Below are 18,887 nucleotides of genomic sequence, written 5' to 3'. Positions count from 1 at the left end.
CATAGAATCACACACGCGAAAACAACGAATGCGGGGACGGCAGAATGGCTAAACAAAATTTACGAAGTCAAATTAATAAGTTCTCTTTTTACGGGCAATTCGCCTTGAGTGTTTAAGATGCCCAATATGACTATGCAAGGAGATATGGAGTTGGAGAAAACGTCATCTCGGAATCATTTTCCTGCAAAATGTCTGGAATGTGCCAAATCATCCAAGCCATTCATTCATGGTAAGTGCAGATTTTGCCAGGATTTGAATTTTCAAGAAGAAGTACTTTGTGATCTAAACCGGTCAATACAGAATCCGACCTTTTTTGAATGCCATGCTTTTCAGCCGTTGCTGAAACTAATCTCGTCATCTGGACAGAACACTCGGCCGGAACACAAAGTCCAGTCTGCGAAGATTACCTTAGACAAGCTGTTTAATTCCGACAAGGTAAAGTATCAACGGGCGTTGGCTCTGCAAAAACTGGCACGTAATCCCGACGATGTGATACTTGAGATCAAGTACCATTTTGCCTGGAACGTGATCGGCAGAAGACCAGCCTTTGAGGCGGCAGTATCTATGATTGACTTCATTAGTAATACTATCACGACTTGTAGCAAGGCTGTGGGTGGTTTTGCCGGTCTCCTGTGGTTGGCTCCAGACCATATACATTTATACGTGGATTCGGATGGGGAAGTCTCTCCGGACAATATGGCTCAAAAACTGAAACGGTTATCAGAAGCACCGATTCTTGAGCGGTTTCCTAACCTTATTGCATCTCCAAAGGTAGAAATAGGGCTGTGGGACGAAGCTTACTTCGTAGAAACATTAGGCTGAAACAGAACATATGCATGTAGAGTGATTGCGTGAATCGGAGTATCTTGCAATACTTTATGGTTTCGTTGTAGATAACGGCTATCATTCCTAAACGAAACCATAAAATGTAGAAGTGCAAACTATCAATAATAGTTTGCGCTTTCGATTTTAAATGCCACCTACAATTTGGAATATCGCTTTAAGTGCTATTGCGGATGACTTCCGGGGAGCCGAAAAAACCCTTTTTAACGATCTTTTTTCAATTTCTGACGAACCTGGTCTTTCAACCAGCCGAGCCAGGGATCGAAACCCTTTTCGGTTTTGGAGGAAAGTTCAAAGATCGGCATCTGCGGATGGATTTTGTGGATATAGTTGACGGCGGCTTCGCGGTCATAGTCGAGGTAAGGGAGCAAATCGATTTTGTTCAGCAGGGCCACCTCGCAGACGCGAAACATCAGCGGATATTTAACCGGTTTGTCTTCTCCTTCGGTCACGCTGAGAATTACAACCCGGGCGTCCTCGCCGATGTCGAATTCGGCCGGGCAGACCAGGTTCCCCACATTTTCGACAATCAGACAGTCGATAGCGTTTAGGTCTAAATCTTCGGCCGCTTTCCCGATCACATGGGCGGCCAGGTGACAGTCACCGCCGAACTCGTCGGTGTTGATCTGGACCACCGGCGCGCCGGTCCTTGCCAGCCGGTCGGCATCGTTGGAGGTACAGATATCGCCCACAATAACGGCGCATTTGACATCCGGCATGATGCGGACCAGAGTTTTTTCCAGGGTGGTGGTTTTGCCCGATCCCGGAGAGCTCATCAGGTTCAGGACAAAAATGCCTTTATCCGCAAACATCTTCCGGTTCAGGGCGGCCATGGTGTCATTGGCGTCCAGCACTTTTCGAACAACTTTGATTTCCATTTTTTAGAATCCTCGTCTGGGTACACTTGTCCCATTATACAATGCCGATTTTAAATCCCTCCTAAGAGGCTGTCCGACAACCTTTAATTCCTCTCCCCCTTGTGGGGAGAGGTTAGGTGAGGGGGGGAATAAATTCAGTTATTTACACCCTCACCCCGACCCTCTCCCAAGATGGGAGAGGGAGTTATCGGACAGGCTCCTAACCTCCCTTTGGCAAAGAGGGGTTGGGGGAGATTTTTACGATATCTTTCTATTCTGCGACGTTCAATTAAAACAGCCCTATGAAGCTGCCTCCGGTATAGGGCGGCTTATTCCGCTACTTCCAAAGATATGATCTCGATCTCCCGGCCGGTCACAATGTCCACCTCGCCGTCTGGACACGTTTTGCATCTAAAATCCGGCCCAATAACGGTCCATTCATTCCGGCAGCTGCGACATTTTACAACCACCGGAACCTCTTTGATATCAAGGGTTGACCCGGCAAAAGGCGTGTCCTTTGAGACCACTTCGAAACAAAACCGCAGGCTTGAAGGAACCACCGCAGCCAGCTTGCCGATCTTCAGGTTCACTTTTTCAATCCGGACATCCTCGCTTCCGGTCGGCAGCGAACTCCTGGCGATTTCCATGATCTGCAGTGCGATTCCCATTTCGTGCATGCTATGTAACTTTTCAGGATAACTGCTTTAAGGGTTCAGGATCTGGTACTTAAATATACTTCTAAAAAAAATCCCCCTTGCCCCCTTTACTAAAGGGGGAATATTTCTCCTCCCTTTGATAAAGGGAGGTTGGGAGGGATTTTTATTTGCCGTAGTTCTTTAGCGACTTAAACCGTTATCATGCTCGATATCAACCTCAAATTCGGCGATTTTTTCAACAGCCTGTAAGAGCCGCACCTACAGGATGATACAGAGCACATCACCCCTGGCAACGGAATTGCCCGATTCAAAATAAATTTTTTTAATGGTTCCGGACGCCGGCGCCGCCAGGGCGTTTTCCATTTTCATGGCCTCCAGCACCACGACCGTTTCGCCTTCCTTGACGTTGTCGCCAACCTGCTTTTCAAACCGGACAATCATGCCCGGCATGGGGGATTCCAGCGGAGTGCCGGTCTGGTCTTTTTCCGGTTTGGCTTTGGGTTTAGCTGCTTCCGTCTTTTTTGCCGGCTGCGGCTGTGCCGCTGCCTGGGGTTGAGCCGGCGTCGGTTTTGCTTCGGCCCGGGTCCGTCCGGGAGTCACGCCTTGGGCCGCGACCGTCTCAATCCTGCCGCTTACCGGTTCCACCCCGACTTCGTAATATGCATCATCGACATAAACGTTAAATATCCGCAGATCTTTCCCCTTGGGCGGAATCTCTTTTTGGGGCTTTTCCACCAGCTTGCCGGCCTTGGCCTTTTCAATCAGTTCCGCTTCAGCCATGACCGCTTCCATTGTTTTCGGCTTTGTTTCCGGCGGCGGCGCTTCCTTGCCGTATTTCCAGTTTAAAAACCGCTTGCCGGTAACCGGGTAAAGCGCATAAATCAATACATCGTCCGGATCGTCCGTCAGGTCCTTGACGGCCGCTCTGGCTTTTTCCAGCTCCGGCGCTAAAGCTTCTGCCGGACGGCAAGTGATGGGGGTTTCCCCGCCCTTGTACCCCTTCAAAGCTTTCTTCTGGAGCACCGGGTCGATGGGCTCGGCCGTTTCCCCATACAAGCCGAAACACAGGTCTTTGACCTGGGCGGTTATCATTTTATAGCGCTCGTTCGGATCGTCAAAAAGGACGTTGTTCACCGTTTGAATGCCGACAATCTGGCTGGTGGGCGTCACCAGGGGAATCTGGCCCAGATCCTTTCTGACCCGGGGAAGTTCGGCAAAAACCTGATCCAGTTTATCCAGCGCGTTCATTTCCTTTAACTGGCTGACCAGATTGGAGAGCATCCCGCCGGGGGTCTGGTGCAGCAGGACATTGATATCGATGATCGACATCTTGGTATCATCCAGCAGGTGCCGGTATTTGGGCAGAATCTCTTTTTCCAGTATGTCGTTGATCGCCGCCAGTTCCCTGATATCAAAACCGGTATCGCGATTGGTCCCCAGCAGGGCCATCACCAGCGGCTCGATGGCGGCATGCGACGTGCGAAACGCAAAGGGCGACAGGCACGTGTCCAGCATGTCCACGCCTGCTTCCACGGCTTTTAACTGGGCCATGGCGGCCATGCCGGAGGTGAAATGGCTGTGAAGATGAATCGGGAGGGAGACCGCCGCTTTCAAGGCCTTGACGATGTCGTAGGCATCATAGGGCGCGATCATGCCGGCCATGTCCTTGATGCAGATGCTGTCGGCGCCCATGCGCTCAAGGGCTTTGGCTTTCTTGACGTAATAGTCGAGGGTGTACACCTCCCCGCCCATGCGCGCTTCCGTCAGGGTGTAGCAGATGCAGCCCTGGAAATGTTTGCCGCTGGACTTGATCACCGGCACCACGGTTTCAAAATTGCGGTAATCATTGAGCGCATCAAACGTTCTGAAGATATCCATCCCGTTTGCCACAGTTCTTTCAATAAAAGCGCGGGCGACATCATCCGGATAATTTCGATACCCCACCAGATTCTGCGCCCTTAGAAGCATCGAAACCGGTGTTTTTTTGATATACCGCTTGAGGGTCCGGAGGCGTTCCCAGGGATCTTCATTGAGAAAGCGGTGCATGGTGTCAAATGTCGCGCCCCCCCATATTTCCATGGCCCAGAAGCCGACGTCGTCCATCATTTCGGCAACGGGAAGCATGTCTTCCGTGCGTCCCCGGGTGGCAAACAGGGACTGGTAGCCGTCCCGCAGGGACAGGTCTTGAATTTTTACCGGATTTTCCGCTTTGGGCCGGTCTTTGGCGTAATTCATCGCGGTCATTTTAAGCTGATCATGGTCGTTCATTTTTTCCGATCCTTACTTATTAAAGGTCCTCAACTGCATCAGTGTCCGCATCTGCATCTGGTGCTGCCGGCCGCTGACGCCCCAGATGTTCATCCGGGAAGTAAAACCACCATTCCTCAAGATCGGGTGGCCGTCTTGCGATGCTTCCGTTTCCAAATAGCGGTTCACCGCAGCGATGGCAGCAGCAACTTTTTTATCATCATCCATGGGATCTCCATTGAATTATCACCTTAATTTTACACCAGCCGATCAGACCGGGATATTTCCGTGCTTTTTGGGCGGACGGGTTTCGCGTTTGGCGCCCATGGCTTCAAGGGCGGCAATCAGCCGCGGCCGGGTTTCCCTCGGCATAATGACGGCATCGATATACCCCCTGCCGGCAGCTTGATAGGGATTAGAAAACAGTGTTTCATATTCCGAAATTTTATTTTTTCTTTCCGCCGCCGGATCTGCCGCGCTCTGTATGGCCTTGCGGTGAATAATATTGGAGGCGCCTTCGGCGCCCATCACCGCGATCTCAGCGCTGGGCCAGGCAAAGGCCATATCGGCCCCCAGATCCTTGGAACACATCGCCAGGTAGGAACCGCCATAGGCTTTACGGGTGACCAGCAGCAGCTTGGGCACGGTCGCTTCGGAATAACACCACAGCAGCTTGGCCCCGTGGCGGATAATGCCGCCCCATTCCTGCTGGCTGCCGGGCATATAGCCGGGCACATCGGCAATGGTCAGCATCGGAATATTAAATGCGTCACAAAAACGAATAAAACGGGTGGCCTTATCCGACGCATTGATATCCAGCACACCGGCCCGTACCATCGGCTGATTGGCGATAATGCCGATGGTTCTGCCGTTGAGCCTGGCAAAGCAAACGATGATGTTCTGGGCGTAAAGGGCATGCGGTTCAAAGATTTCGCCGTTGTCAACGATGGAGAGTATCACGTGCTTCATATCATAAGGCTTGCTGGGTCGGTCCGGAATAACGGTGTCCAGGGCCGGGTCCACCCGCGTCGGATCATCCCCCGTGTCCACCACGGGCGGATCTTCCATATTGTTGGCCGGCAGGTATGACAGCAGCGCTTGAATCCGGCGGATGGCATCCTCATCGCTCTCACAGGCAAAATGAGCCACGCCGCTCTTCTTGTTGTGGGTCATGGCGCCCCCAAGCGCTTCAAAGGATATCTCCTCTCCGGTTACCGCTTTAATGACCTCCGGTCCGGTGATGAACATATAACTGCTGTTTTTTACCATGAAAATCCAGTCCGTCATGGCCGGCGAATAAACGGCGCCGCCGGCCGTGGGCCCCATGATGGCGGAAATCTGGGGGATCACGCCCGATGCCGCTGAATTGCGGAAAAATATCTGGCCGTAGCCGGAAAGGGCGTCCACCCCTTCCTGGATGCGAGCCCCTCCGGAATCGTTGATGCCCACAAAAGGAACACCGGCCTTTAAAGCCAAGTCCATCACTTTGCATATTTTCTTGGCATGCATTTCGCCCAGACTGCCGGCCCGGGAGGTAAAATCCTGCGAAAATGCAAAAACCGGACGGCCGGACACAAGTCCGTGTCCGGTGACGACCCCGTCGGACGGGATGTCAACTGTTTCCATAATAAAATTGACGCAGCGATGCGCTACAAACATATCAATTTCACGAAATGTTCCGTCATCAAACAGCAGATTTAAACGCTCGCGCGCGGTCAGCTTGCCGCTTTCATGCTGTTTGGCAACGGCGGCATCTCCGCCCATATTCAGGATTTTCTCCTCACGCCCTCTTAAATCTTTTATTTTATCTTCAACAATACCCATTATCGCATTCCTTTTTTGTCATATAACAAAAGCAGATCATTTGCGGCTGCTGCCGGAGTGATCGCTCCGCTTTCCACAGCCTGTTTAATCTTCGGCACTTGCGCATTTATTTCCCTGTTGCTGTAAAAACGCGCCTTCAGCCCTTCTTCCACCAGGGCCCACATCCAGTCATGGGCCTGATTACGACGTTTTTGATCTAATTCTCCCGTGGCCGTCAGTTTTTCCCTGTGGGCTAAAACAGTATCCCATACCGCTTCGATACCCGTCAGCGCCAATGCGCTGCAGGTCAATACCGGTGGAGTCCAGGACGGCGACGACGGCGTCAATAGGCTGAGGGCGTTTTCGTACGCTTTTTTTGCCAGCCGAGCCTTTTCAATATTATCGCCGTCGGCCTTGTTGATGACAATGGCGTCGGCCAGCTCCAGAATCCCTTTTTTGATCCCCTGAAGTTCATCCCCGGCGCCTGCCAGCATCAAGACCAGAAAAAAATCCACCATGGATGCGACCCGGGTTTCGGACTGGCCGACCCCGACGGTTTCAACGATCACAACGTCAAAACCGGCAGCCTCACAGATGAGCAGGGCCTCGCGCGTCTTTCTGGCAACCCCGCCCAGGGTTCCTTCTGTGGGAGACGGCCGGATAAAAGCCTTTTCTTCCAGCGCCAGCTTTTCCATCCGCGTTTTATCGGCCATGATGCTGCCGCCGCTCCGGGTGCTGCTGGGATCGACAGCCAGAACCGCCACGCGCAGCCCTTTACGCACAAGCAGCATGCCGAGATTTTCAATGAACGTACTTTTGCCCACCCCCGGAACACCGGTTATCCCCAGCCGTAGCGCCTTTCCGGTATAAGGGAACAACCGGTCCAGAATCGTTGCGGCCAGTTCCTGGTGAGTCGGCAAAGAACTTTCCACCAGCGTAATGGTTTTTGCCAGCATGCGCCGGTTGCATTCCCTGACGCCGTTAATGTATGGCTGCGCGCTGTCAGTCGCCATGGGCTGTTTTGCTCTTTTTCTCCAGGGCATTCAGGACCTGATTGGCAGAATCCGTTACAACGGTCCCCGGCCCGAATATGCCGGCGACGCCCTGGGCACATAAAAATTCATAGTCCGCAAGGGGAACGATGCCGCCCACCACCACCAGAATATCCCCGCCCCCTTCTTTTTTAAGCGCCTCCAGCAGGCGCGGAACCAGGACCTTGTGGCCGGCCGCCAAGGTCGAAACCCCGACGATGTGAACATCATTTTCCACCGCCATGCGGGCGACTTCCGCCGGTGTCTGAAACATCGGGCTGATATCCACATCAAACCCCATGTCGGCATAAGCGGTGGCAATCACCTTGATCCCGCGGTCATGCCCGTCCTGCCCCATCTTGGTCACCAGTATTCTCGGCCGCCGCCCGTGTCTGTTATGGAAATTATCTGTCCTTTTTCGGAGGGAGGCGATAATTTCACTATCTCCGAATTCAGCCGCATACACCCCGGAGATGCACTGGGTTGTGGCCACATAGCGCCCAAAAACTTTTTCCATTACCTCCGATACCTCTCCGACGGTTGCCCTGGCCCGCATGGCCGGGATACAGACTTCCAGCAGGTTGCCGCTGCCTTCCGCGCTTGTTGTAATGGCGGCCAGAGCTTGCGCTACGGCCTGGGGGTCGCGTTTGGCCTTTGTATCCTTTAATCTTGCGATCTGTTCGTCGCGAATGGCAATCGGAACTTCAAAAACATCCGTTAAGATCTCTTCTTCCACCCGATATTTGTTTACGCCCACGATGATATCCTTACCCTGATCGATTCTGGCCTGGGCCCGGGCGGCGGACGCTTCAATTTTCATTTTGGGCATGCCGGATTCAATCGCTTTTGCCATACCACCCAGCTTCTCAACTTCTTTGAGAATTTTCTTGGCTTCGGCTACAATTGAATGGGTTAAATGTTCAACGTAATAAGAGCCTCCCAGCGGATCCACCACCTGACAAATTTTGCTTTCCTCCTGGACGATGATCTGTGTGTTTCTGGCAATGCGGGCAGAGGTTTCGGTGGGCAGCCCCACCGCCTCGTCAAATGAATTGGTATGCAGCGACTGGGTGCCGCCCAAAACAGCCGAGAGACACTCCAGCGTGGTCCGGACGATATTATTGTAAGGATCCTGCAGGGTCAAACTCCAGCCCGATGTCTGGCAGTGGGTTCGCAGCATGCTGGAGACAGGATTTTTGGGATTGAAACGGCCCATCAACTCCGCCCACAGAATCCGGGCGGCCCGCAGCATGGCGATGTCCATGAAAAAGTTCATCCCGATTCCGAAGAAAAAGGACAACCGCGGAGCGAAATCGTCAATGTCCAGGCCGGCGCTCAGCGCCGCCCGCACGTATTCCAGTCCGTCCGCCATGGTAAAGGCCGTCTGCAGAACAGAATTGGCGCCCGCCTCCATCATGTGATACCCGCTGATACTGACCGTATTATACTTGGGCATATGCTGCGAGCAATACGCAATGATATCCGACACGATCCGCATGGACGGCGCCGGTGGATAAATATAGGTGTTGCGGGTGAGGTATTCCTTGAGGATATCATTCTGGATCGTGCCGGTCAGCTTGGGCTGCGCAACCCCTTGTTCTTCGGCGGCCACGATAAAAGCCGCCAGCACGGGCAGGACCGCGCCGTTCATGGTCATGGAAACCGACATCTCGTCCAGCGGGATCCGATCAAAAAGGATTTTCATATCTTCAATCGTGTCAATGGCGACCCCGGCCTTGCCCACATCTCCCATCACCCGGGGGTGGTCGGAGTCGTACCCCCGGTGCGTGGCAAGGTCAAAGGCAACCGAAAGGCCCTTTTGGCCGGCAGCCAGATTCTTGCGATAAAACTCGTTCGATTCCTTTGCTGTGGAAAAACCGGCATACTGTCGGATGGTCCAGGGCCTGCCCGCGTACATGCTGGCCTTGACGCCCCGAACATAGGGGGGAAAACCCGGAAGTGTGTTGACAAAATCCAATCCCTCCAAATCTTCAGCCGTATAGAGCGGCTTGACTTCGATCCCTTCCGGCGTCATCCAGTTGAGGGTCTCAACCGGTTCCCCCCTCAGTTCCTTTTTTACGAGCGCAGACCACTTTTGCTTGTCGGGATGCTCTGCCATATCGGCTCCTTTTTTCCCTTATGCCCGGTTCATAATAGGGGCTTTGCTTTGTTGGAATAAAGATGTCTTTACACGTAATTCCTGCAGATGTCCGTACGTTATCGTTCACAAAGCTCAACCAGCACGCCGTTGGTGGATTGCGGGTGAATAAATGCGATTTTGGCGCCGCCCGCGCCGTAGCGGGGGGTTTCATCGATCAGCCGTATGCCCTTTTCTTTTAACTCGATTAAAGCCGCCTCGATATTTTCCACCTGAAATGCCACATGATGAATCCCTTCGCCCTTTTTTTCCAGAAATTTGGCGACCGGGCTGTCGGCTGCACTCGGTTCCAGTAGTTCCACCTCGCTCTCTCCCACCGGGAAAAAAGCGGTAGTAACGCGCTGCTGGGCAACGGTTTCAGACCCTTCGCAAACCAGCCCCAGGGCATCGGTCCAGAATTTTTCCCCGGCATTGATGCTCTTAATCGCAATGCCAAGATGATCAATCTTTAATATTTTCACCTGCAGTCCCTCCGTTAAAAACATATCAGGTAATACTTGATCTTTCCAGCTTCCCAGCCTCCAAACTTTCCGGCTCGCTTATATTTCACATGAATCTCGAAATTGTTGGACCCTTCAAGGTCATCAATTAATTTGGCGATGCACTTTTTTTATATTTATCCATCACTTTTTTAAACCCGGGCATCGCATTGCGGATGGTGTTGTCGTCCACGCAGTAGGCAATCCTGAAATGACCGGGTCCGCCGAAACCGCTGCCGGGAACCGCCAGAATCAGCTCCTCCTGAAGCGCTTTTACAAATTTAACATCGTCGGGGTCCGGCGTTTTCGCAAACAGGTAAAACGCTCCGGCCGGTTTCGTAAATTCATAGCCCCGGGCCGAAAGTCCGTCACACAGCAAGTCGCGTTTGCGGGCATAGAAGGACACGTCCACGCTGACCCCCTGAACCGCTGCGATTGCCCGCTGCATCAGGGCCGGGGCGCTGACAAATCCCAGTATCCGGTTGGCCAGGGCCATCCCGGCCATGAGTTCATTCTTTGAAGACGCCTCCGGACCGACCGCAATAAAGCCGATCCGCTCCCCGGGAACGGAAATGTCTTTGGAATACGAAGTGGCCATGATGCTGTCCGGATAAACGGAGAATATACTCGACACCTTTAACCCGTCATAGACAATTTTCCGGTAGGGTTCATCCGAAATTAGATATATGGTCCGTCCCGATTTTGCAGATTGTTCCCTTAACAGGGCGCCCAGTTCCGCCAGGCTCTCCTTTGAATAGATCTGACCGGTGGGATTGTTGGGCGAATTGATGAGAACCGCCTTGGTTTTCTCTGTAATCGCACCGCGGACAGCATCGCAGTCAAGGGTAAAATCCGGTCGTGTCAGAACCGTTTTCAGGACGCCGCCGTGGTTGGCGGCATAAAAATTATATTCAACAAAGTAAGGGGCCGGCGTGACAACCTCATCCCCCGGGTCCAGAAGGGTTTTTAAAATGACATTCAGGGCCCCCGCCGCCCCGCAGGTCATGATCACTTCCTTACCCGTTATCCGGATGTTCTGTTCCCCGGACAGATAGGCGGCAACCGCTTCACAGACAAACGGGTAACCGCTGTTGGGCATATAGCCGTGGCTCCCGGGCGGGGACGCATTCACGGCATCTTTCAGGGCCTGCTGGAATCTGTCCGGGGGTTCAATGTTGGGGTTGCCCAGGCTGAAATCATACACCTTGTCAGCGCCGTGGAGCGCTTTGAGGCGCGCGCCTTCTTCAAACATCTTGCGGATCCAGGATGATTTTACCAGTATGGCCTCTATGTTTTTTGCAATCGTCATATCAAAAACCTCCGATTCAGCTCACAGATACAACGGTTTTGACTCCCGGCACCTGTTCTTTGAGCATTCTTTCAATTCCGTTTTTAAGGGTCATCTGTGACATCGGACAACCCGAGCACGCCCCTTTTAATCGAACTGTTACGGTCCCGTCATTGACCCCCACCAGTTCAACGTCCCCGCCGTCAGCCTGAAGCATCGGACGAATTTTATTCAATGCCGCCTGAACCTTTTCTTTCATGAAGATTCCTCGCTTCCTGATGTAGCATGTTCTGCTTTAAATAACACAGATTGCGGTCTTCCGGCAACGAAAGTGTCATATTCGGCTGCTAAGAAAATCCTTTTTAAACTTTCCAAATTTTTCGTCACAGATGGCCGCCCGCATCCGCTTCATCAGGTCTAAATAAAAATGGACATTATGAATGGTATTTAATCGATAGGATAGAAGCTCCTTTGCCAGGTAGAGGTGCCGCAGATACGCTCGTGAATAGTTCCGGCAGGCATAGCACTGGCAGCCGGACTCAACCGGCTCGGTATCATGTTTGAAGCAGGCGTTGCTGATATTGATGGCGCCGCAACCCGTAAATAACTGCCCGTTTCTGGCATTGCGGGTGGGCATAACGCAGTCAAACATATCCGCCCCCATGTCAACCAGGTTAACCAGGTCTTCCGGTGTTCCCACCCCCATGATATACTTCGGTTTTTCCCCCGGCAGTTGCGGCAGCGTCAACCCTGCCATCTCCAGCATGATATCCTTGGGTTCGCCCACGCTTAAACCGCCGATGGCATAGCCGTTAAAACCGATTTCCACCAGTTCGGCAACAGACTCGCTGCGAAGGTCGCTGAACATCCCGCCCTGGACAATTCCAAAGAGGGCGTCCGCTCCCCGGGAATGCCGATCCCAAAAATCCTTGCACCGCCCGGCCCAACGCGTGGTCAAAGCGAGGGCTTCCCGGACGGCTCTCCTTTCTGCCGGATATTGGATGCACTGATCCAGACACATGATGATATCGGAGCCCAGACACAATTGAATTTCAATGGATTTTTCCGGGGTAAGCAGATGGGTTGAGCCGTCAATATGGGACTGAAACATAACACCATCTTCCGAGGTCTTGGAAAGTTTGGCAAGGGAAAAAATCTGAAACCCGCCGCTGTCGGTCAAAATGGCCCGATTCCAGTTCATAAACCGATGAAGCCCTGAAAACTGCCCGATCACATCGCACCCAGGCCTCAGATACAGGTGGTAGGTGTTTCCCAGAATGATCCGGGCCCCTGCTTCCACCAGTTCTTCCGGAGACAGCGATTTAACCGTTCCCAGTGTACCCACCGGCATAAACACCGGCGTTTCAATGGCGCCATGGAAAGTTCGTAACAGTCCCGCCCTGGCTTTGGAGTCGTCTGCACGGGATATAATTTCAAAATTGCCCATAAAGATTATTCGCTGCTAACTGCTTTGATTCGTAATTAGATGAAGTGTTTTCTTTTAAGAGTTTCACCGCCCGCTTCGCTCGAGCCGCAAAGGCCGCAGGGTTAAAATATTAAACGTAATCATATTAATGAATACCTGTATTAAGCGATAAACATTGCATCCCCATAGCTGTAAAATCTGTATTTTCTGTCGACTGCTTCTCTATACGCATTTAATATGTTGTCCCGCCCGGCAAACGCCGAAATCAGCATCAGGAGGGTTGATTTCGGCAAATGAAAATTTGTCAGCACGGCATCCACAATCTTGAATTCGTACCCGGGATATATAAAAAGATCGCAACTGCCCTCTGCACCCGCCAGCTTTCCGTCTCTATCGGCCAGAAACTCAAGCGTCCGCACACAGGTAGTCCCCACGGCAATGATTCTGCTCCCGGATGCCCGGGCCTGGTTGATCGCTTCGGCCGCGGCGTTTGAAACCGAATACCGCTCGGCATGCATGCGGTGCATTCGGATGTCGTCCACCCGGACCGGCAGAAAGGTTCCGTAGCCGATATAGAGCGTAATTTCAATGACCTTTATACCTTTGGCTTTTATCTTTTTCAACATAGACGCCGTAAAATGAAAACCGGCCGTCGGTGCGGCAATGGCGCCGCGCCGGGAGGCATAAACGGTCTGATATGTTTCCCGATCCTCCCGGGTGGACGCCGGATTTTCTTCCCGTTTGATGTATGGCGGCAGCGGGACGCTTCCAATCCCGTAAAGAAGCTTTTCAAAATTTCCCGGCGATCTGAATTTCAACGTGTAGATGTTGTTTTTAACACTTAAAACGTCTGCTGCCAATCCCTGGTCAAAATGCAGGGTCGATCCCTTCCGGGCAGGTTTGGATGATTTTACCAGGCATTCGCATTCAAATTCATCCGCAGTGTCTTCCAGCAAACGCCTGCCGGCATAATCGAGGATCAGGACTTCGGCCCTGCCGCCGGTCTCTTTTCGGCCATAAAGCCGCCCGGGAATCACCTCGGTGTTGTTTATGACCAATACATCGGAAGGCGCCAGCAGGCTGTCCAAATCAATAAAACTGCGGTGTGAAAGCGCACCGCTACGACGGTTCATCACCAGCAGCCGGGACTGATCCCGCTGGGTTGCCGGCTGCTGGGCGATCCGTTCTTCGGGAAGATCATAATCATAGTCATCCAAACTAAACATCGGGGTCAATTCCTGCCAATATAAACCAGCCACAGACCGGTTGCCATCAGAACAAATCCGAATTTTCGCAAGGTTCCCTCGGGCATCTCAAGTACTTTTTGAACCCAAATCTTCATTTTTTCGGGAAAGGCAAAATAGGGAAATCCTTCCAAAATCATTACCATTCCCAATACACATAGAAAAAAATCCATTGAATTTCACCCCTGCATGACGATAAAGGTTTCTTTTTAATCATTTAGACTGTTTTTTGTCAAACCTAAACTGAGCGTTTCAAATTCAAAAAAAGTGTAAAATATCTTTTATTTTTAATGAATTATACGATTTATCTTTTTAAAAAAGGCAAAATAAAACGGGAAGGGATCAGGGGTTCAATAGAAATGGACAATAGAGAGGGATCAAACTTAATTGGTTTATCAGTCCGCTAAGACAGGCTTTGGACAAACTCTTTTAATCTGAAAGAAAACGTTTCAGGCAGCGGTTTATCGCCCGTATTCCGGCACAGGTCGATGGTTCGCTTTAGGGTATCCAGGCACGTCTTGCAGCGAATGCATTCCCGGGCGTGCCGTTCAATGTCCTGGCAGGTCAGCTCATCCAGTTCATTGTCGATGTATTCGGAAAGCTTTTCAAACATTGCCAGGCAGAATTTCATATCATGGGTATGACTGTTCATTTTCAAAATACTCTTGCAGTTTTTCCTTTAAAAAAAGACGCGCCCGATAGAGCCTGACTTTGACATTGGCCGGGCTGATCTTTAAAATCTGAGCGGTTTCTTCCGTTGAAAAGTCCTCCATATCCCTTAATACGATAACCAGTCTATATTTCTCAGGTAGCGATTGAATAGCCGTTTGAACGGTGTCAGACAATTCAGCGTTCAGCAACTTGTCAATGGGCATGGCGGCCCAGGCCGGCAGTTCGGTCTGAACCGGTTCGCCCTCTTTGGGAATAAATTCTTCCAGGGATAATTCCCTTTCCGGCGCATATTTGGATTTTCTGCGTTTTTTAATGCAGACGCTGCCGGCGATCCGGTACAGCCAGTTCTTGAATTTGGTTTCATGGCGAAAGCTTTTTAAATATTTGAATACATTAAAAAATGTTTCCTGAACCAAGTCCTCGGCATCGCTTTTGTCCCGGCACATTCGCAAACCGAAGTTATAAAGCCGGTGCTGGTAACGTTTCACCAGATCAAGGAACAGATTCTTCCGGCCGGAATTGATGGCCTCAATCAGTTCAGAGTCATCATCCTTTTTTTTTCTGTGCTTCGGATTGTTTATCGTCATTTTTTTTTCTTGTCACCTGACAAGCATCCCGCACTCAGGTGGAAACACCCAGCTTGGGCAGAATATAGGCCTGCAGGAGGTACCATGCGCCGATAAAAACGACTACGATCAGAAATTCTTTCATGCGTTTATTCCCTTTCCATATGGTTATGCACCGCAATTGTCCAGCTTTTTTTAAACAGGATTCCGTACAGGGTCGCCATTAGAAACAGCATCACCCCTATCAGGTGACTGAGATCCATAACAATGATCACCCCCGGCGGAAACCAGAATCCCGGCAAATTTCGCAAGACCAGAAAAGCGCCTGTGAGAAGTATGCCGCCTAATAAGGCCGACAGTAAAAGCCCTGTCGGCGTTAATTGCAGGGTTTTTCGCCGGGACAGCAGGAAGTCCGCCAGAACATACGCCGCGGCCCCGATGAGCAGCACCGCACCCAGATAGTGGAGGTAATGGGTTACATAAAATTCTGCAAGCCAGCCCAGTCCGGGGATATCCGCAATGTAATATCGCTTGAAAATCGGCATCTGGCCGAATCCCGATAATGCCAGCAACAGGATGAGCGCCGCATAGCCGTATTGAAATGTCCGTTTTTTCGGCGTTTTCCGATTCAGTGGGTCTTTATTCATTGGGAGCGCCCTCTTCTTTTGTTGATTTGAACATCTTGTAATATTTACCCGCAGCAGCAATCGCCCCTGCAAAGGGGGCGATCAGCATGGCGGCCACCAGTTTGTCGGCCTGCTCCATGGTGGCGGCCACGGACTTTAGATGGGGGCGACCGCTTCCCTTTTCGATCTGTCGGTTTAACGTTTCAAAAGGGACCGGAGAGACATAGATCGTGTTGGTCCCGCCGTTCTCGGTTTCGCCATAGATATAGCCGCCGGTTTCTTTGGCCAGTTGATGGGCTTTTTTTATAATTTCAGGCCGAGGCCCGATGGTCTGGACCTCTTCCGGACAGGCTTCAATACAGGCTGGCAGTTCACCGTCAGCCACCCGGTCATAGCAACGGTCGCATTTGTACATCACGCCGTTGCCGGCAAGAGACGGCAGCAAATCAAGGTATAGTCCCGTGCCGGTTTGACGCTGGGGGATACTCCAGGGGCAAACGGCCTTGCACTTGGACCCCCCCAGACAGATATCGGCATCAATCCGGGCGATTCCATTCTCAAGCTGCTGGGCGGCCCCCCATGGGCACAGTTTGACACAGGGTGGATTGGCGCAGTGCATACAGCGCCGCGGCAGGGTCAGGGTCTTTTCCTTGCCGTCAATTTCAACAGCAGCACTTTGAATAAACAGCCAGTTATAAGGCGTCAGTCGGTCACTGACATCCTTTTTATCGGACCAGTCTTCAACTTTCACCCTTGGGGGATACATCGCCGGAAACGGTTTTCGGGGGTTCGGTTTTTTTTCTTCGTTGACTTCGCGGCAGGCCTCAACGCAGGCTTCGCAGCCAACGCATTTACTGATGTCAAGGAGGGTGGCCAGCTGCCGGCGCTCATCCAGTCTTGCCGCCCTCGCCGGCACTCCGCTGGCGGCAACCGTGCCGGCAGCAGCCAGACCGCCTTTTATAAATGCCCTTCTCGATATGCTTGGAACCACTCATCCTCCCTTTCCGGTCCTGTGAAAAACGCCGATATGCCGATATTGCGCCCCCGCCGCGCCGTTTATAACCTAACGTGCCGGGGCCGATCGAACAGGACACCTTCCTGTTTATCCGGACCGATCTCTAGAAGTTTTTGATTTCATCAGGTTAACGCATATTTTAATTGTTTGACACCCCATGCCGAATAGACCCTTTTTTTGCGGGGCTGTTTTAATACTTTACCTTGTAGAGCCAAAGGCTTCCCCTTGGTTACAAATGAACCGGAATGGTATTCTGTCATTCGCCGTGTGGGGTCAGATGGGGTTAAAACCGACTTATAGGCTGCGGTATGCAATCTGATTTTCAAACGAAATTATGCATATACGCCAGGCTTTTCTTGACAATGTTCCCGATTTCGTTTGTTTGGGGCACTTCCGCTGCAATTTGATCGATATAGCCCCGCTGCTGGAGGGTTTTAAAGGACGGTTGAAAATTAAGATCATATACCCAGCTGATCTGCAGCAGTTTAAAGTCGTTTAGCGTTCTTAAATCCTCAATGCGGGCATAGCGTCCCGCTTGAAGCGCCGCCACAACTGCCCGCGAGCACGTCGGCAAGTCCGGAAGGCCCAATTCGATCGTTTGATTGGGAGCTTCACCCTGTCGCTGACGGCGCTGCCGGTAATAGTCGCAAAATACCCGCCAGATATCCAGTTTGTCGGCATCCCGCAGCAAGCGCATGAAAAACAGCGTCCGCTCATCCTGGCTTTCGGGCAAAGCCGCTGCATTATGGTGAGAAATGGCGCTGGTGATCAGTCCTTTTTCCGGTTCTCGACAGGCCGACAACACATTATGGAGCGCAATTTCCGCAACACCCAGCGCGGCGTGGTTTTGAGAAACCCGGTCATCAAATGTCCTGTAGCGCCGGTATTGCTTGAATCTTCCGAGGTCGTGAAACAGGGCCATTGTTTTCGCCAGCAGGATATCCCCGGGGGACAGGTCCAACTTTTTGGAAAGCAGGGTGATATTGCCGCAAACGCGATAGGTGTGTTCTTCTTTCAGGCGTATGGCGTGATTGTCGTCAGGATTTTCAGTAAGATACCCGGAAACATAAGCTTTAAACCATTTGATCCACTGCTTAAAATCTTCTGGATTCATAAAAATTTGTCTTCGATCAGGTCAGCCAGGGGTACAATGTCTTCCAGCCCAAACGTCGGCACTTTCAGCTCGATGTCGGCATTGGTCACGAGGGCGATCAGATTGGAATTTCCCGCTGAAAGCGGGTGCTGATGTCGTTCCCTGCGAAAAATCTCTATCTGGGGTTTATGGCCGTGTTTAAACCCCTCGGTAAGAACAAGATCCATGTCCCGGAAATACCCTTCCAGTTCATCCAGGGTTTCGCCTTGGGCATTCTTGACCATAACAATCGAATTGGGCGCCGCCACAAGAACCGTATCCGCCCCCGCAGCTCTATGCCGCCAGCTGTCCTTACCCGGTTTGTCGAACTCGAATTCATGAAAGGCGTGCTTGATGACACCGATGCGATACCCCCGCCGCTTTAATTCCGGAATCAGTTTTTCGATAAGCGTAGTCTTGCCCGACTCGGATTTTCCCACAATAGAAATAATAGGTGGCATATTGGTTACCTGTAAAAAAGTTTGTTATTGGCATAATCGACTTATTGCGCTACTGTAAATCAATCAGCGCAAAATGTATCGACAGCGGCAAACAAATCTTGTTTTATAAATTTGTTCTTTTATCATCCGAACGGATTACGATACGGAATTTCGAACCGAAACTAAGTCGCAAAACGAATTATGTCAAGCAGTTCTTGCCGGCGGCAGGAACTGATTTTGCGCTGCTTGACAGTTTAATGCCCTTTTTCTATATCATCATCATATTCAAAAGAGGAGGCAATCCATGGACCAACCGGCAAATCATTAGGGTGCGGCTCTTTTAGGACGACATTGAGCAGCAGTTTTTAACATATAGTATCAAGCCCCATAAAGAAAATTGCCTT

Annotated in this window: 20 protein-coding genes; 1 reads left to right on the top strand and 19 read right to left on the bottom strand. The window is 51.4% G+C overall.

Going from position 1 to position 18,887, the window contains the following annotated elements; all coding sequences use genetic code 11:
- The first annotated feature begins 144 nt into the window (after positions 1-144).
- Positions 145-822, top strand: coding sequence for a transposase (locus P1P89_17370; protein MDF1593287.1), 678 nt, complete (start codon positions 145-147; stop codon positions 820-822).
- A gap of 224 nt (positions 823-1,046) precedes the next feature.
- Here the strand turns inward: P1P89_17370 and hypB are convergent, their stop codons facing one another.
- The 19 genes from hypB to mobB all read right to left on the bottom strand — a co-directional run bounded on the left by hypB (position 1,047) and on the right by mobB (position 18,504).
- On the bottom strand, positions 1,047-1,721 hold the full coding sequence (gene hypB / locus P1P89_17365; protein MDF1593286.1) for a hydrogenase nickel incorporation protein HypB: 675 nt from the start codon (positions 1,719-1,721) through the stop codon (positions 1,047-1,049).
- Between the two features lie 308 nt (positions 1,722-2,029).
- Positions 2,030-2,377, bottom strand: a complete 348-nt coding sequence (locus P1P89_17360) for a hydrogenase maturation nickel metallochaperone HypA (GenBank protein MDF1593285.1) — start codon at positions 2,375-2,377, stop codon at positions 2,030-2,032.
- Between the two features lie 237 nt (positions 2,378-2,614).
- Positions 2,615-4,624 carry a pyruvate carboxylase subunit B gene (locus tag P1P89_17355; protein MDF1593284.1) on the bottom strand — a complete coding sequence of 670 codons (2,010 nt, stop codon included), beginning with the start codon at positions 4,622-4,624 and terminating at the stop codon, positions 2,615-2,617.
- Positions 4,625-4,636: 12 nt separating this feature from the next.
- Positions 4,637-4,831, bottom strand: coding sequence for a hypothetical protein (locus P1P89_17350; GenBank protein ID MDF1593283.1), 195 nt, complete (start codon positions 4,829-4,831; stop codon positions 4,637-4,639).
- A gap of 42 nt (positions 4,832-4,873) precedes the next feature.
- Entirely contained in the window at positions 4,874-6,427 is a 1,554-nt protein-coding gene (locus tag P1P89_17345; GenBank protein ID MDF1593282.1) for a carboxyl transferase domain-containing protein, read from the bottom strand.
- Entirely contained in the window at positions 6,427-7,419 is a 993-nt protein-coding gene (gene meaB / locus P1P89_17340; GenBank protein ID MDF1593281.1) for a methylmalonyl Co-A mutase-associated GTPase MeaB, read from the bottom strand. The genes P1P89_17345 and meaB overlap by 1 nt, the downstream gene beginning before the upstream one ends.
- Entirely contained in the window at positions 7,409-9,556 is a 2,148-nt protein-coding gene (gene scpA, locus P1P89_17335) for a methylmalonyl-CoA mutase (protein MDF1593280.1), read from the bottom strand. Before scpA ends, meaB begins: the two co-directional genes overlap by 11 nt.
- Positions 9,557-9,654: 98 nt before the next feature.
- Positions 9,655-10,056, bottom strand: a complete 402-nt coding sequence (mce, locus tag P1P89_17330) for a methylmalonyl-CoA epimerase (protein ID MDF1593279.1) — start codon at positions 10,054-10,056, stop codon at positions 9,655-9,657.
- 127 nt (positions 10,057-10,183) lie between these two features.
- The gene (locus P1P89_17325; protein ID MDF1593278.1) at positions 10,184-11,383 is read right to left on the bottom strand and encodes a pyridoxal phosphate-dependent aminotransferase; all 1,200 of its coding nucleotides are present in this window, start codon (positions 11,381-11,383) and stop codon (positions 10,184-10,186) included.
- Between the two features lie 16 nt (positions 11,384-11,399).
- Complete coding sequence (locus tag P1P89_17320; GenBank protein ID MDF1593277.1) at positions 11,400-11,621, bottom strand: NifU family protein; 222 nt, start codon at positions 11,619-11,621, stop codon at positions 11,400-11,402.
- A gap of 75 nt (positions 11,622-11,696) precedes the next feature.
- Positions 11,697-12,809, bottom strand: coding sequence for a tRNA guanosine(34) transglycosylase Tgt (gene tgt / locus P1P89_17315; GenBank protein ID MDF1593276.1), 1,113 nt, complete (start codon positions 12,807-12,809; stop codon positions 11,697-11,699).
- Between the two features lie 140 nt (positions 12,810-12,949).
- A complete protein-coding gene (gene queA, locus P1P89_17310) occupies positions 12,950-14,014 on the bottom strand; it encodes a tRNA preQ1(34) S-adenosylmethionine ribosyltransferase-isomerase QueA (GenBank protein MDF1593275.1) in 1,065 nt (354 codons plus the stop codon).
- Between the two features lie 5 nt (positions 14,015-14,019).
- Positions 14,020-14,205 carry a DUF2065 domain-containing protein gene (locus P1P89_17305; protein MDF1593274.1) on the bottom strand — a complete coding sequence of 62 codons (186 nt, stop codon included), beginning with the start codon at positions 14,203-14,205 and terminating at the stop codon, positions 14,020-14,022.
- Between the two features lie 230 nt (positions 14,206-14,435).
- Positions 14,436-14,684, bottom strand: coding sequence for a zf-HC2 domain-containing protein (locus P1P89_17300; protein ID MDF1593273.1), 249 nt, complete (start codon positions 14,682-14,684; stop codon positions 14,436-14,438).
- Complete coding sequence (locus P1P89_17295) at positions 14,665-15,291, bottom strand: sigma-70 family RNA polymerase sigma factor (protein MDF1593272.1); 627 nt, start codon at positions 15,289-15,291, stop codon at positions 14,665-14,667. The genes P1P89_17300 and P1P89_17295 overlap by 20 nt, the downstream gene beginning before the upstream one ends.
- Before the next feature lie 128 nt (positions 15,292-15,419).
- Positions 15,420-15,917 (bottom strand): hypothetical protein, encoded by a 498-nt coding sequence (locus P1P89_17290; protein ID MDF1593271.1) that lies wholly within the window; start codon positions 15,915-15,917, stop codon positions 15,420-15,422.
- The gene (locus P1P89_17285) at positions 15,910-16,887 is read right to left on the bottom strand and encodes a 4Fe-4S dicluster domain-containing protein (protein ID MDF1593270.1); all 978 of its coding nucleotides are present in this window, start codon (positions 16,885-16,887) and stop codon (positions 15,910-15,912) included. The genes P1P89_17290 and P1P89_17285 overlap by 8 nt, the downstream gene beginning before the upstream one ends.
- Before the next feature lie 346 nt (positions 16,888-17,233).
- On the bottom strand, positions 17,234-18,025 hold the full coding sequence (locus P1P89_17280; GenBank protein MDF1593269.1) for an HD domain-containing protein: 792 nt from the start codon (positions 18,023-18,025) through the stop codon (positions 17,234-17,236).
- The gene (gene mobB / locus P1P89_17275) at positions 18,022-18,504 is read right to left on the bottom strand and encodes a molybdopterin-guanine dinucleotide biosynthesis protein B (GenBank protein ID MDF1593268.1); all 483 of its coding nucleotides are present in this window, start codon (positions 18,502-18,504) and stop codon (positions 18,022-18,024) included. Before mobB ends, P1P89_17280 begins: the two co-directional genes overlap by 4 nt.
- Positions 18,505-18,887: the final 383 nt, after the last annotated feature.

This window comes from Desulfobacterales bacterium (assembly GCA_029211065.1).
GTDB lineage: Bacteria > Desulfobacterota > Desulfobacteria > Desulfobacterales > JARGFK01 > JARGFK01.
This window is presented reverse-complemented; position numbering and strand designations above follow the sequence as displayed.

Bases quoted from the DNA above. Each gene is read 5' to 3' on its own strand.
- P1P89_17370 (MDF1593287.1), top strand. From the start codon at position 145: ATGGAGTTGGAGAAAACGTCATCTCGGAATCATTTTCCTGCAAAATGT.
- hypB (MDF1593286.1), bottom strand. From the start codon at position 1,721: ATGGAAATCAAAGTTGTTCGAAAAGTGCTGGACGCCAATGACACCATG.
- P1P89_17360 (MDF1593285.1), bottom strand. From the start codon at position 2,377: ATGCACGAAATGGGAATCGCACTGCAGATCATGGAAATCGCCAGGAGT.
- P1P89_17355 (MDF1593284.1), bottom strand. From the start codon at position 4,624: ATGAACGACCATGATCAGCTTAAAATGACCGCGATGAATTACGCCAAA.
- P1P89_17350 (MDF1593283.1), bottom strand. From the start codon at position 4,831: ATGGATGATGATAAAAAAGTTGCTGCTGCCATCGCTGCGGTGAACCGC.
- P1P89_17345 (MDF1593282.1), bottom strand. From the start codon at position 6,427: ATGGGTATTGTTGAAGATAAAATAAAAGATTTAAGAGGGCGTGAGGAG.
- meaB (MDF1593281.1), bottom strand. From the start codon at position 7,419: ATGGCGACTGACAGCGCGCAGCCATACATTAACGGCGTCAGGGAATGC.
- scpA (MDF1593280.1), bottom strand. From the start codon at position 9,556: ATGGCAGAGCATCCCGACAAGCAAAAGTGGTCTGCGCTCGTAAAAAAG.
- P1P89_17325 (MDF1593278.1), bottom strand. From the start codon at position 11,383: ATGACGATTGCAAAAAACATAGAGGCCATACTGGTAAAATCATCCTGG.
- P1P89_17320 (MDF1593277.1), bottom strand. From the start codon at position 11,621: ATGAAAGAAAAGGTTCAGGCGGCATTGAATAAAATTCGTCCGATGCTT.
- tgt (MDF1593276.1), bottom strand. From the start codon at position 12,809: ATGGGCAATTTTGAAATTATATCCCGTGCAGACGACTCCAAAGCCAGG.
- queA (MDF1593275.1), bottom strand. From the start codon at position 14,014: ATGTTTAGTTTGGATGACTATGATTATGATCTTCCCGAAGAACGGATC.
- P1P89_17305 (MDF1593274.1), bottom strand. From the start codon at position 14,205: ATGGATTTTTTTCTATGTGTATTGGGAATGGTAATGATTTTGGAAGGA.
- P1P89_17300 (MDF1593273.1), bottom strand. From the start codon at position 14,684: ATGAACAGTCATACCCATGATATGAAATTCTGCCTGGCAATGTTTGAA.
- P1P89_17295 (MDF1593272.1), bottom strand. From the start codon at position 15,291: ATGACGATAAACAATCCGAAGCACAGAAAAAAAAAGGATGATGACTCT.
- P1P89_17290 (MDF1593271.1), bottom strand. From the start codon at position 15,917: ATGAATAAAGACCCACTGAATCGGAAAACGCCGAAAAAACGGACATTT.
- P1P89_17280 (MDF1593269.1), bottom strand. From the start codon at position 18,025: ATGAATCCAGAAGATTTTAAGCAGTGGATCAAATGGTTTAAAGCTTAT.
- mobB (MDF1593268.1), bottom strand. From the start codon at position 18,504: ATGCCACCTATTATTTCTATTGTGGGAAAATCCGAGTCGGGCAAGACT.